Raw genomic sequence first — 12,107 nt, 5'->3', positions numbered from 1 at the left:
AATTCATTCGCCGTCGGACGTTTGTCACGAGTGCCGACAAGGTTTCCTGCCGGGGCAAAACCGGTCTTCAGCCCGACCCGGCGGGGAGCTTTGTCAATTCGTGCAGACACTTGAAAGGATCCATTCCATGGACTCGAAAACACCTGCGCCCAACACTGCCGACAAGATGAAGAGCGTCAAGGCCGCCTGCGACAATGCCACTGCCGGGCCCAAGAAGGACTCGGCGATGAAGCACTTTCACGCGGCCGAAAAGGCGCATACGGCGAAGAATGACAGCGACTGCAACCGCGAACTCGACGCGGCCAAGCAAGCGTTGGTATAACCGCCACTCGACCGAAACGGTGCCACTCCGGCGGGATCTGCCGGAGTGGCGCGTCAGCGAAGGAGTGGTCCGTCCTGGTCGAGATAGTCGATATCAAAACCCGCAAGTTCCCGGAGCCGGTCGATATCGTTGAAGACCACCTGTCCCTTTCGGAAGGTGACGAGGCCGTCATCGCGCAGATGACGCAGCACCCGGTTCACGTGCACGGCGCTCAGCCCGAGCGCGTCGGCAAGGTGATACTGCGTCAGCGGACAGGCATAGCCGTCCTTGTTCCCCAGTCCGACCAAGGTAAGCCTTGCGCCAAGCTCCAGAAGGAAATGCGCCATGCGCTCAACAGCATTGCGACGCCCCACATCCACCAGATGCTCGACCACCATCGCCTCGTCCCGGGACGCCGCCCACAGAACGGCGGTGGCCAGACGCGGCGCATGCGCGAAGGCATCGAAAATATCCGAGGCGAGAACCTCGGAGGCCTCGATGCGCGTCGCGGCCTCGATAGTGTGATCGGCGGTGCGGAAGAGGATGCTGCGCAGGCCGATAAAATCACCCGGAACCTGGAAATCCACGATCTGCCGCTCGCCATCGGGCAGCACCTTGTAGGACAGCGCCCACCCCTCGGCCAGGATGAAGGCCGATGCCTTGGATTGTCCTTCATGGATCAATTCGTGCCCGGGCAAAAAAGTTCGACGCTGGCGGTGAAATCGCTTGAGCGTTTCAAGATCGACATCGGACAAGGCGACGAACGCCGAGAGTTTTCTGGTCAACGGACTGTCCAAGGGCACTACTTTCGCTTCCATTGCCAACCCTGGCGAGGGGTTCACTGATACGGATACCCGGAAAATGCGCGGAAAAAGCTGCTTTGCATCAGTCCAGAGTAACAGAAGACGCTTATGATCACACGGTGATGCGGGTTTATGAGAACCGCGCATCTATCCCGAGTTGAAAGTGAACCTGACATGTCCCCACCCGTTGATACGGTCGGAGCCGCTGCGCTGGCCATTTGCGAATCACTGCTGCTCGCCCTCAATGATCGCAAGATCCTGCCCGAACAGGAGATCGTCGGCATTCTGAAAGATGCGGCGGCCGCGCACGAAAACGCACCGGCAGGCGATCAGGATGCGCTGCACGCGGCGGTGGTTGTGCTGATCAAAGGCATTCTGGCCGGCGGCAACTCCGTGCGTCGACGCTGACCCCACCCAAGCCGCGAGTGCGAGACTCATGATCTTCCCCGATCCTCCGACAGCCCCTTGATGACGTCGCCCACCAGAAAGGTCGGCGCACAAAATGGCAGATGACCACCCGAAACTTGCATGCATTGCATCAAGTCCGAAGCCCAAGGCATTCGGGAGCGGGGGATGGTTCTCCACGCTCGGGCTTGGCACGTTGCAGACGGCGTTTCTCGGAATCATCGCCGGGCTGATGACCCTGGCCGCTCTGGATGCAGCCAGTCTGATCGCCGTTCCCACGGTTCTGGCGCTGCTCTGCGCAATCGCTCTTGCGCCAGCGGTCCGATGGCTGGAACGCACGGGCGCGCCCGGCTCTCTCTGCGCGGCTGTTGTTGTCGGCGGCCTTCTGGTTGGGATGGCGGCCACGGTCTATGCGTTCGCGCCCTCGGCAGAGGCCCTGACCACGAGCGGGCCGGAGATTCTGCGCAAGGCGGAAGTGCGCGCCCGCCAGCTCATTTCGGACCTGTCGCCGTTGTCGGAACGCGGGTTTCCTGTGGTGGTGGAAAGGAGCCTGGTCACGAATCCCGACAATCCTCCCCCATTGGATACCAACGACGGAAAAGCCACGGGCGACGACGCCGTGGACAAGCTGGTGGACGGAGGGCAGCGGCTGCTGGCCGATTGGGCCATCGCGGCGCCGGGCGTCGCGGCAGGAGCCTTGTTGTGGGCCATGCTGACGTTTTTTCTGCTGCGTGATCGCGTCATGCTGGCGCGTCAGGGCCTGTCGCTGATTTCGCAGGCATCGACGCGCCGGGCGGTTGGCCGGGCGATGCGCGATGTTCGGACGAATGTCGCGCGCTACCTTCTGGCCATCACGGTTGTCAACCTCGGCCTTGGGGTCTTGGTTGCGGCGGCGTTCCATCTGATCGGCATGACGCATGCGCCTCTCTGGGGTGTCGCTGCTGCGCTCGCAAACTTCATGCCCATTATCGGCGTTGCCGTCCTCGCGGTGGTCACGCTTGCGGTCGGCATCGTTTCCTTCAACGATCCGGTCGTCGCCTTATTGCCCTTTGCCGTGGTCGTGGCGCTGAACGCGATTGAGGCCAATGTGATCACACCCATGATCGTGGGGGCGCGCATTCGAATGGCACCTATCGCCATTTTCGTGGCCATCGCTTCGGGTGCCTGGCTCTGGGGTGCCGCAGGTGCGCTGATCGCCACACCGGCGTTGATTGTCGCTGCGGCCTTCGTGCGACGGCTCAACTCGGCTGGGCGGCCCCCACCGTCCCGATACCAGCAGAACAACCGGAACCAGACGGAGTGACACGGACTGCGAAGCTCTCCTGATGTCGTCTGCTCATGCGGAACGCGAAGCTGACGCCTGCCGGTGAACGATACATCTCATTGGCCTGCATGAGGGTTGCAGAACGAGACGCCGCCATGTCACTGCCCGCTTTGCCGCATGAGCGTCGTGATCCGGCGGACGGCGACGCGGCGGTTGACCCGTTCGGCCTGCTGCGTCCGGATTTTCAGGAAGCGTTCGCCATATCCCTGCACGACCATGTTCTCGGTCGGCACATCGAAATACTCGTTGAAGGCGAGCGCGACGGATTCAGCGCGCCGGTCAGACAGCAGCAGGTTGTAACCCGGCTCTCCGATCGCATCGGTATAGCCTTCGATCAGAAACAGTTCGGTCGGATCCTCAGCAATGATGTCACGCATCAGCATGCCCATCTGGCGCAATTGCTCGGCCTGCGAGGGCTGGATCGCGGATGAGGCGGTGGCAAAAGTGACATTCCGAAGGTTGATCTCGGGGCTCAACTGTCGCACTTCACTGATGTCGCGCACCTGTTGCAGGCTGAAACTGCGACCGATGTCGCGCCGGTCGGCAGCAAGCAGGGCCGCACGCAGGCTCTCGCCGTCGCTGGCCGCCTGATAGTCGAACGTGTCAACGGCTGGCTTGGGCAGGTCGCGCACCACCACCGGCGCAAAGGTCTGGGTGTCGTCGAACAGCACATATTCGCGCCCGTCCGTCTCGATCAGAACGCGTCTCAGAACACGCCCGTCGGAATCGCGGATGGTGACGATCTCGGTGCCATCGCTGCGCAGGACATTGGTGCGCGTGGAGCCATCGCTGAACCGCTGCGTGCGGACCTCCGAACCGGGCTGGCGCAGCAACGCGTCATCGTCCTTGAGGATCCGGTAATCGTTGTCATCATCAACCACAACAACCCGGTCGCCGGTATTCGCTGCTACACGCTGACCGTTCAACAGGATCGCGCCCACCACGACCGCACCAAGCGCCACCAGACCGGCCTTTTGCAAATCGCTCATTCCGTTCCTGGATTTCGAGTTTTGCGCAACACTCTGTTGGGTTGTGGTGCCGCCCTGATTCTCAGGGCGCCATTCCTCGAATTCTTCACTGCTCGCGCGGCTTGTCTGCTCCGTGACGGTCTCGGTTGTCACGTCACCCGGGGTTTCGGTATCCGCCGCTGTGGCCAGCGCTTCAAGCGGCGCACCGGTCAGTGTTTCGATAACGCCCTGATCGGGTGTCGCGGATTCGGTCTTTTGTTCTTCCGAGGCCTTCGCGTCCGCCGCAGCCAGAGCCGCGGCTTCTTCTGCCGCTACCGCTGCCGCCTCTGCCTTGGCTTGTGCTACGGCCTCAGCCTCTGCCGCAGCATCCCCTACCGCCTGAGCCTCGGCTGCCGCTGCCGCCGCCGCTGCATCGGCTTGTGCCACGGCCGCAGCCTTGGCGGCGGCATCCGTCTCGGCCTGAGCGTCCGCCGCAGCCTGAACCCTGGCGGCCTCGGCTTCTGCCTTGAGCGCCTCTGCCTCAGCCGTGGCAAGGGCCGTAGCCTTGGCGGCGGCATCCGTCTCGGCCTGAGCGTCCGCCGTAGCCTTAACCCTGGCGGCCTCTGCTTCTGCCTTGAGCGCCTCTGCCTCAGCCGCGGCAAGGGCCGCAGCCTTGGCGGCGGCATCCGTCTCGGCCTGAGCGTCCGCCGCAGCCTGAACCCTGGCGGCCTCTCCCTCAGCCGCGAGCGCCACCGCCGCAGCGTCGACCTCGGCCTGAATCCTGGTGGTCACTGCGTCTGCCAAGGCGTCAGTCTCAGCTATGATCTCAGTGAGCGCTTCGGCACCTGCGGCGTTTTCATTTGCGTTGGAATTGGATTGCGCCAGCAGAGGTCCCGGCTGCAACAAGGACATGATGGTAAGAATTGCGGTGGTTGATTTCAGAGAATTATTCGTCATGTTGTTTTCCTCTCGAATGGCGCAGCAATCTGCGGTCAGAATTAGTGTCGCGGATATCATTTCGGCAACTTGACAGCGGTCGGGTAACGAGCGCGATCATCTCATGGGACGCGGCTATGACACCCACACTCGAATTTCATTGGCTTTCCCATGATATGCTACGGCGATATCTCAGGCCGCTCCTGCGCGGGACCGGGGCAAATACGATGCCTCGTATTTCCTACAGGCGGTTCCGCGATCTGAGTTTTCAACTGCGCAACTCCTAGATCAAAAACGGTGTCGGCACGCTGATGCAGGTAAGTGCCGAGGGGCGTATTTCCTGCGACAAGCAACGACCGAGCGGACAAATCGACATGACGTCCGCAGACTTTCACACTTCACATTCAGACAGGGGCCGCGCGACCTTCCGTCAAGGCGGCGCACGAGCACCCAACGATGATGGCAAATCCAAGGATACCCAAAATGACTCTTCTCAAGACCACCGTCCTTTGCGGCGTCTTCGCACTGGCCGCCGCGGGCCCGCTGGCCGCGTTGGAAAAAACCCTTTCCGGCCTCGAGGTCACATCCAACCTGACCGCCTATGAAGACAACAATGTCCTCAAGTTCTGGCCGTCTCTGGACGAGGATCTTGCCACGGCCATCGCCTCGAAACTCACCATTGATGACAAGGCCGACGCGCCGCGGATCTCGGTCGAGATCAACAAGGTTTCGATCGACGGTGATACGGTGCTGCCGGATTCGGGCGAATTCAACACGCTCGAGGGGACCGTGACCACCCATGCGGGAACAAACAATGCCGTTTCGAATTCCAGGGCAGGAACCCCGGATGCTCTGACTGGGAGCTATCCCCTCCGCATGACGGCAGTCAGCGGAGAGCGCAAGGTTCCCGATGACTGGGTCGTGGTGGCGCCGTCGCAGGACGATTTCTACAATGCCCTGATCGACGCCTACGCCACGGCGATCGTCGAGCGTATCGAGGAATAATCGCTGACATGAACCGCCGGTCCGCCAAATGTCGGACCGGCGGTTTTTCACACTCGGGACAGGTTTCCGACAGCAACGACCGGCGCAGGGGCCATCTGCTGCAATGGAAAGCACGATGAAGGATTGAACCATGACAGATGAAGACACGATCTGGGCCATGGAAGAGCGGTTCTGGACGGAAGGTGCCGACAGCGCCCGGCTGATGACGACCAAAGACGCGGTCTTTGTCTTTCCATATCCGGTGGGCATTCTGCAGGGCAATACCGTCTGGCGGGAACGCCAGATCGCACAGCGCTGGCGTTCGGTGGTTTTCTCGGAACGGTGCTTTGCCCGGGAAAAGAACGTGGCCGTTCTGGCCTATCACGTGTCCGCCGAACGCGACGACACCCCGATCCATGAGGCGCTTTGTACATCGACCTATTTCAACGATGCCGGCACATGGCTGCGGATCATGCACCAGCAAACGCCGTCGTCCTGACCTCGGCACCTCTGCGCCCTTCGCCGCGCGTTGCACGGACGTTGAAGCGGCCTCACACACGGGCACGCCCCCTAACCTGGATCAGCCGCGCGAATGTCGATCCGTGGCACTGTCAGCCCGGTCTGGTGTGCCCGCCTCACAGCTTCCTGTGCTGGCCGCACGTTTGAAGGGACACGCGGGACGGCCTATCATGAAATGACCATTGCAGCGGATGCGGCGATCTTGCGTGCCGGTCATGGACTCGTGGCCCCGCCGCACGAGGTAAAAAGCGGCGGGGCCATCCGGCGCGGGGCCGAGCTTTGCACAGTGCGGCCCGGTCCCGTGCCGAATACCTTCTCTAGGATGCCTCCGGGTGCGCGAGCCGTCTGTCCGCCCGCCCGGAAAAGCGCATCACTCACCAACAGCTTGATCTGGCGCGACGGCCCCGGCACTAACCTGGATCAGTGCAGGGACCATCGCGGGGGCCGGTCAGGACCGGCGCGCCAGAATGAAGGCCGCGAGAAAGGCCACGAGCGGCAGGAGTGGACGGGCTGACCGGGTCAGCGCTATTGCCAGGGCGATATCGGCCTCTGTTCGGGAGCGCGCCTCGACAACCCGTGCCTTCCGTCGGGCCACAAGCGCACGCCCGATCAGATGCATCGCGAAAGCCAGCATCGCCACGAGTATCGCCCCCAAGAGTGCCGCAACCGGAAAACCGAACCGATCGGTCAGCGCGGCCAGACCCGATGCGAGCAGAAGCAGCGCCGCCAGAACAACCAGCGCGGCCGTCACGGCCGCCATCGCCGCCCGGACGGCGGCAGCGCCGGTTCGGGCCACAAGGAAATCACGCAGCGGCGCAAGGAGCGGAAGGCCGGTCACGGATCAGCCCTTTCGCGCGACCAAGCCAAGCAAGAGGCCGATACCGGCGGCGATACCGATTGCGGTCAACGGATGACCAAGCACCGCATTGGTGGCTGTCGCCTGTGCGTCCCGACCGGTCTGGCCGATCTTGCGTCCGGCGGTTTCGATTCCGTCGGACACGTCTTCGGAGATCATGGCGGTCAATCGCGCAAGATCGGCGCGCAAGGTCTCGATCTGCTGGGCGATGTCGTGCTCGGGCAGCGCGGTCTTGGTGTTCAGGGGGGCGGATGTGCTCATAACAGGTCTCCAGACGTGGGGCGGGTACCACGGGTCGTGCCGTGGTTCACTTCGGCATGGTCGGATGCCCTCGGACTGGCCGTTGCACTCAGCGCAATCCCAGAAACCCCATGACAAATACGATGACCACAATCAGTCCGATGATGTAGATCAGCCGGTTCATCGCGATGCCTGTCCATTCCCGGATCGCCGAAATTGGCGTCCCTTCGAGCAATGTATCACCCCGCCCAAAAGGCGGAACAACATGGATCAGTATCGGCGCAATCAGGTTCACGAAGTGTCTGTGACGGCGCGGGCGGTTCCCGGAGAGACTGATCCATGTGAGTGCCGTCGCACGGGAAACCGCCATACTGCGCGCTCGCCGCTGCATCTCACGGCGGCCAACGGTCGGGCCCTTGCCCCTCCCGAAGCACATTCTTGCGGGGAGAGACCCGTCTCTGGAGATCACATAATGACACAGTCGAAAATCATCGGCCTCGTTGCGCTTGTCGTCGGTGCCGTGCTGCTTCTCTTCGCCTGGAGGGGAAGCAACGCTCCGGCGGATCAGCTATCCGAGGTGATGACCGGTCGATTCACGGGAAACACGATGTGGTTCATGATCGTCGGCCTGATCGGTGTCGTCGCGGGGGGCGCGCTGTTCTTGCGGGGCCTTGTTCGCTCCTGATCCGAGCGCCGATGCATCGGAGTGCATGCAGTCACAGGCTTCGCCCGGTCGCTCCGCCGACCCACGCCCATGGGCACAACACAAGGAAACCATTCATGTCATTACTCAATCTGATCGTCACGCTTGTCGTCGTCGGCGTCGCCCTCTGGGCAATCAACACCTACTTGCCGATGGACCGCAAGATCAAGTCGATCCTGAACGTGGTCGTCGTGATCCTGGTGGTCGTGTGGCTGTTGCAAGGCTTTGGTCTTCTGGGTGATCTGGGCGCGATTCGGGTCGGTGGCTGACACAAGAGAACGCGCATTTCTGAACTGATGCAGGTAAGTGCCGTCCTTCCGTAGGAAGGGTATTGAGGATCGAAGAGATCGCGGCATTCGCCGCTCGTATCCCGGCATCAGGAGAAACAACATGAAGACGCCAAGGATTGCCACGGTGACGATGATTGCAACCGTTCTGGCTGCGTCACTTTCGCTTCAAGCCTGCAACACGACCGCGGGCATCGGTCGGGACGTATCGGCCGGCGCGGATGCGGTAACCGAGTCCGCCGTGAAGAACAAGGGATACTGACATTGGACAAGGACCGGATCGACGGATCGGCAAAACAGATCAGCGGCGCGATCCGGCGTTTCTTCGGTCGCTTGCTCGGCGATCGAAAGATGCGCATCGAGGGCGCTGTCGAAGAACAGGTCGGCAAGGCCCAGAACGCCGTGGGCGGCGTGAAGGATGCGATCCGAAAAAAGTGATGTCCTCACCCAACCCGCCCTCTTCGCAATCTATCGCCAGCCGTGCGGCCCTCCGCCCGACACGGTGCCTTTTGGCATGCGACCCGGGCGAATGTTCGCAAGGCCCTGAACCGACTACCTACCCTGCCTGTCCCGCCCCCCATCACCAAAGGATGACAAAGTGACCAGACCTATCGCCGGAATACTCGCCGGGCTGATCGCCACCGCGATCCTGTCCCTGCTGATGCTGCTCAAGGGGATGATGGGGCTGATGCCCGATCTCGACGTGATCGGCATGATTGACGGCATGATGGGAGCCGGGTTGGCCATGGGCTGGGGCGCACATTTCGTCATAGGGGCGCTCTACGGCCTCGTTTTTGCGTTTGTGTTCGGTAACATCGAGACATCAAGCGCCGTGATCCGGGGGATCGTGCTCGGGCTGGCCGGATGGCTTTTCATGATGGTGGTCCTCCTGCCGATGGCAGGCGGCGGGCTGTTTGGCGCGGCGATGCCATCGGGAATGATGGTGCCCGTTGCAACGCTGATGCTGCACGCGATCTTCGGCGCAGCGCTCGGGGCAAGTTACGCGGCGCTGCGCAGCTATTATCCCGTGACAGCGTGAACGTTCCGGGCACCGATGCCGTCTGCCCCCATGAAACACGAAAGGGCGGTCCGATGACACACCCCAACCCGACCCACCGTTTCGCGATGGTCGAAGGCCACCGCATCGCCTATCTCGACGAGGGCGCGGGCCCGCCCCTTGTCCTGCTGCACGGCATCCCGACATCGAGCCTTCTGTGGCGCAAGGTGATCCCGGAACTGGCAAAGTCCCGTCGGGTGTCCGGACCATCTCGGCCCGGACAGCCAACCATCATGGGGGCGATGCATGTCTCTCTCCGAAACGATCTGCATCATCACCGGGAGTGCCGGTAGCATCGGGCTGGAAATCTCCTATACTTTCGCCAAGGCACGGAATTCACGGTTTTGGAGGATGTCGCGCAGACGGCGCTCTTTCTTGCCAGCTTCCCCAGCAACGCGTTGACCGGGCAACGCGTCGTCGTCAGCCACGGCTGGCGGGTGGGCTGACCCGAGCCACCCGAACGATCGCACCGCGACAAGGAAAACCCACGCATGACCAGAGATGAAATCCTCTCCCTCGCCGGAATGCCGCCGGGCAACCCGAGCTATCCGCATGGCCCGTATCGGTTCATCAACCGGCAATATTTCAACATCATCTACGAGAGCGACCCGGACGCGATCCGCGCCATGGTGCCCGAACCGCTGGAGCCTGACGGATCAGGCACGGTGGTCTATGAGTGGATCGACATGCCCGACAGCTCCGGTTTCGGGGCCTATCAGGAATCGGGTGTCGTGATTCCCTGCCTGCTGGATGGCAAGCCGGTCAATTACACCGCGATGATGTTTCTCAACGACGAGCCGCCGATCACGGCGGGGCGCGAGATCTGGGGCTTTCCCAAACGCTGGGGCGAGCCGGACCTGCGGGTGGAGCGGGACACGCTGACCGGAACGCTGGCCTATGCCGGGCAGCGCGTGGCCATGGGCACCATGGTCTACAAGCACGAGACCATGTGCGACGACCCTGCCGACTGCGCGGCGAAGCTGGCCAAGACCGCCGTCAACCTCAAGCTGATCCCCTGCGTGACCGGCAAACCGCGTGTCGCCGAACTGGTCGCCTTCGAGATGATCAATATCACCATCAAGGGATTCTGGCGTGGCCGCGCCCGCCTGCATCTGGTGCCGCATGTCAACGCGCCGGTCGCGGACCTGCCGGTGCGCCGCGTGATCGAGGGCCAGCACATCATCGCCGACCTGTCACTGCCCTATGGCCGCGTCGTGCACGACTATCTTGCCTGAAGCGCTCTGGCGGGCCCCGTCTGTCCTGAAAGGACCAATCCGATGGCGACCAAACCCAAACTCGTGAACCTCGCCCTGCAGGGGGGCGGTGCGCACGGTGCCTTCACCTGGGGAGTGCTCGACGGCATTCTCGAAGACGGTCGGCTCGCCATTGCCGGTGTCTCCGGCACCTCGGCGGGCGCAATGAATGCCGTGGCCCTCGCTGACGGCTATACCCGCGACGGGCCGGACGGCGCGCGCGCCGCCCTCGATCATTTCTGGCGCTGCATGAGCGAGGGTGCCAGGAACAGCCCGCTGAAACGCACGATTTATGACAAGCTCACCGGCTATTGGGGGCTGGAACACAACCCGGTCTATCACGCGATGGATGCGCTGACGCGGCTGGCCTCGCCCTATCAGCTCAACCCGATGAACCTCAACCCGCTGCGCGATTTGCTGGAGGAAAGCATCGACTTCGAGATGGTGCGCAACTGCACGGCCTTCAGGCTCTATATCTCGGCCACCAATGTAAAGACGGGCAAGGTCAAGGTCTTCCCGCGCGAGGAACTGACGGCCGATATGGTCATGGCCTCGACCTGCCTGCCGACGATGTTCCAGGCGGTCGAGATCGAGGGCGTGCCCTACTGGGATGGTGGCTACATGGGCAACCCGGCACTCTTTCCGTTCCACGGCCAGACCGGCACCGATGACATCGTGGTGATCCAGATCAACCCGATCGAGCGCGAGGGCACCCCCAAAACGCCGCAGGACATCCAGAACCGGATGAACGAGATCAGCTTCAACGGCAGCCTGCTGAAGGAATTGCGCGCCATCGACTTCGTTGACCGGCTGATCCGCGAGGGCAAGCTGTCCAGGGACGATTACCGGCAGGTGCGGGTGCACATCATCGAGAACCAGGCGGAGATGAATCCGCTGGGGGCGTCGTCGAAGATGAACACCGAATGGGCATTCCTGACCAAGCTGCGCGACATGGGCCGCGAGACGGCCGCGCGCTGGCTCGACGAGACGTTTCCGTTCATCGGCGAGCGCGGCACGGTCGATCTGCGTGAGATGTTCGAGGGCATCGGCGGCCAGCATCAGGGATAAGTCGTTGTCGCGTTGCTGTTAAATCTGAAGTAGATAATCCAATAAAAACAATGCCGTCCCTTTGCCATTAAATATGATATTTTCGCCTTAACTGCGATATCGTTGCCCATAATGCTGAAACAGTGCTTTAGCGGGCTGGGTCAGCTAAAACCTTTAAAGTCATGTTGTTAGCTCGGTCATCTCATATTTATGGGTAAGATTTTGGGAACAAAAGGGCTGCCAAAGCGTTCTGTCTCGTCGTTAACGGCAACGCGAAACGAGGCGCGGTCAGCGCGGTTGGAAGCCGAGATGACTATGCTCTCGGGTAAAACGCCCCCAGCCTTGCGCGCGGTCGTGTCGCGAAGGTGGTGGAAATTTGAAGGTGGCGTAATCTCCGGGTGAACGAAACCCACCCAACCGGCGGCTGGCACCGCCAAGGAGATCA

General features: G+C 61.9%; 19 protein-coding genes. 13 read left to right on the top strand and 6 right to left on the bottom strand.

Annotation, left to right across the window (positions count from 1 at the left end; genetic code table 11):
- The first annotated feature begins 127 nt into the window (after nucleotides 1-127).
- On the top strand, nucleotides 128-322 hold the full coding sequence (locus ACSSV8_RS17150; protein ID WP_454283270.1) for a hypothetical protein: 195 nt from the start codon (nucleotides 128-130) through the stop codon (nucleotides 320-322).
- 53 nt (nucleotides 323-375) lie between these two features.
- Here the strand turns inward: ACSSV8_RS17150 and ACSSV8_RS17145 are convergent, their stop codons facing one another.
- Nucleotides 376-1,119, bottom strand: a complete 744-nt coding sequence (locus tag ACSSV8_RS17145; RefSeq protein WP_454283269.1) for a Crp/Fnr family transcriptional regulator — start codon at nucleotides 1,117-1,119, stop codon at nucleotides 376-378.
- Between the two features lie 159 nt (nucleotides 1,120-1,278).
- Between ACSSV8_RS17145 and ACSSV8_RS17140 the strand changes: the two genes are divergently transcribed.
- A complete protein-coding gene (locus ACSSV8_RS17140; RefSeq protein ID WP_454283268.1) occupies nucleotides 1,279-1,512 on the top strand; it encodes a hypothetical protein in 234 nt (77 codons plus the stop codon).
- Nucleotides 1,513-1,606: 94 nt separating this feature from the next.
- Entirely contained in the window at nucleotides 1,607-2,812 is a 1,206-nt protein-coding gene (locus ACSSV8_RS17135) for an AI-2E family transporter (RefSeq protein WP_454283267.1), read from the top strand.
- A gap of 119 nt (nucleotides 2,813-2,931) precedes the next feature.
- Here ACSSV8_RS17135 and ACSSV8_RS17130 read toward each other — a convergent pair whose 3' ends face one another.
- Entirely contained in the window at nucleotides 2,932-4,737 is a 1,806-nt protein-coding gene (locus ACSSV8_RS17130) for an OmpA family protein (RefSeq protein WP_454283266.1), read from the bottom strand.
- Between the two features lie 462 nt (nucleotides 4,738-5,199).
- On the opposite strand from ACSSV8_RS17130, the gene ACSSV8_RS17125 reads away from it, so the two are divergent.
- Together ACSSV8_RS17125 and ACSSV8_RS17120 are read left to right on the top strand one after the other, a co-directional pair.
- Nucleotides 5,200-5,721 (top strand): hypothetical protein, encoded by a 522-nt coding sequence (locus ACSSV8_RS17125; protein ID WP_454283265.1) that lies wholly within the window; start codon nucleotides 5,200-5,202, stop codon nucleotides 5,719-5,721.
- A gap of 130 nt (nucleotides 5,722-5,851) precedes the next feature.
- Nucleotides 5,852-6,199 carry a hypothetical protein gene (locus ACSSV8_RS17120; RefSeq protein ID WP_454283264.1) on the top strand — a complete coding sequence of 116 codons (348 nt, stop codon included), beginning with the start codon at nucleotides 5,852-5,854 and terminating at the stop codon, nucleotides 6,197-6,199.
- A 468-nt stretch (nucleotides 6,200-6,667) separates the two neighbouring features.
- Here ACSSV8_RS17120 and ACSSV8_RS17115 read toward each other — a convergent pair whose 3' ends face one another.
- From ACSSV8_RS17115 to ACSSV8_RS17105, 3 genes are all read right to left on the bottom strand, one after another.
- Nucleotides 6,668-7,057, bottom strand: coding sequence for a hypothetical protein (locus ACSSV8_RS17115; RefSeq protein WP_354539864.1), 390 nt, complete (start codon nucleotides 7,055-7,057; stop codon nucleotides 6,668-6,670).
- A 3-nt stretch (nucleotides 7,058-7,060) separates the two neighbouring features.
- Nucleotides 7,061-7,336 (bottom strand): glycine zipper domain-containing protein, encoded by a 276-nt coding sequence (locus tag ACSSV8_RS17110; protein ID WP_354539863.1) that lies wholly within the window; start codon nucleotides 7,334-7,336, stop codon nucleotides 7,061-7,063.
- An 88-nt stretch (nucleotides 7,337-7,424) separates the two neighbouring features.
- A complete protein-coding gene (locus tag ACSSV8_RS17105; RefSeq protein ID WP_354539862.1) occupies nucleotides 7,425-7,610 on the bottom strand; it encodes a hypothetical protein in 186 nt (61 codons plus the stop codon).
- Nucleotides 7,611-7,787: 177 nt separating this feature from the next.
- Between ACSSV8_RS17105 and ACSSV8_RS17100 the strand changes: the two genes are divergently transcribed.
- The 8 genes from ACSSV8_RS17100 to ACSSV8_RS17065 all read left to right on the top strand — a co-directional run bounded on the left by ACSSV8_RS17100 (nucleotide 7,788) and on the right by ACSSV8_RS17065 (nucleotide 11,683).
- Nucleotides 7,788-8,000: a DUF3185 family protein gene (locus ACSSV8_RS17100; RefSeq protein ID WP_354539861.1), complete on the top strand. Its 213-nt coding sequence runs from the start codon at nucleotides 7,788-7,790 to the stop codon at nucleotides 7,998-8,000.
- Nucleotides 8,001-8,095: 95 nt separating this feature from the next.
- Entirely contained in the window at nucleotides 8,096-8,287 is a 192-nt protein-coding gene (locus ACSSV8_RS17095; protein ID WP_354539860.1) for a Thivi_2564 family membrane protein, read from the top strand.
- A 121-nt stretch (nucleotides 8,288-8,408) separates the two neighbouring features.
- Nucleotides 8,409-8,567 (top strand): hypothetical protein, encoded by a 159-nt coding sequence (locus ACSSV8_RS17090; RefSeq protein ID WP_354539859.1) that lies wholly within the window; start codon nucleotides 8,409-8,411, stop codon nucleotides 8,565-8,567.
- Between the two features lie 2 nt (nucleotides 8,568-8,569).
- Nucleotides 8,570-8,743 carry a CsbD family protein gene (locus ACSSV8_RS17085; RefSeq protein WP_454283263.1) on the top strand — a complete coding sequence of 58 codons (174 nt, stop codon included), beginning with the start codon at nucleotides 8,570-8,572 and terminating at the stop codon, nucleotides 8,741-8,743.
- A gap of 160 nt (nucleotides 8,744-8,903) precedes the next feature.
- A complete protein-coding gene (locus ACSSV8_RS17080; protein ID WP_354539857.1) occupies nucleotides 8,904-9,344 on the top strand; it encodes a DUF6789 family protein in 441 nt (146 codons plus the stop codon).
- 53 nt (nucleotides 9,345-9,397) lie between these two features.
- Entirely contained in the window at nucleotides 9,398-9,655 is a 258-nt protein-coding gene (locus ACSSV8_RS17075) for an alpha/beta fold hydrolase (protein ID WP_454283262.1), read from the top strand.
- A gap of 198 nt (nucleotides 9,656-9,853) precedes the next feature.
- Nucleotides 9,854-10,597, top strand: a complete 744-nt coding sequence (locus ACSSV8_RS17070) for an acetoacetate decarboxylase (RefSeq protein ID WP_354539855.1) — start codon at nucleotides 9,854-9,856, stop codon at nucleotides 10,595-10,597.
- A 42-nt stretch (nucleotides 10,598-10,639) separates the two neighbouring features.
- Nucleotides 10,640-11,683: a patatin-like phospholipase family protein gene (locus ACSSV8_RS17065; RefSeq protein ID WP_354539854.1), complete on the top strand. Its 1,044-nt coding sequence runs from the start codon at nucleotides 10,640-10,642 to the stop codon at nucleotides 11,681-11,683.
- Nucleotides 11,684-11,859: 176 nt separating this feature from the next.
- Here ACSSV8_RS17065 and ACSSV8_RS17060 read toward each other — a convergent pair.
- Nucleotides 11,860-12,107 (bottom strand): hypothetical protein (locus tag ACSSV8_RS17060; protein WP_454283261.1); only part of this gene is annotated, 248 nt, incomplete at its 5' end.

This window comes from Roseovarius sp. MBR-79, assembly GCF_053628555.1.
Note: the sequence above shows the minus strand (reverse complement) of the source record. Positions and strands in the feature narration are given on the sequence as shown.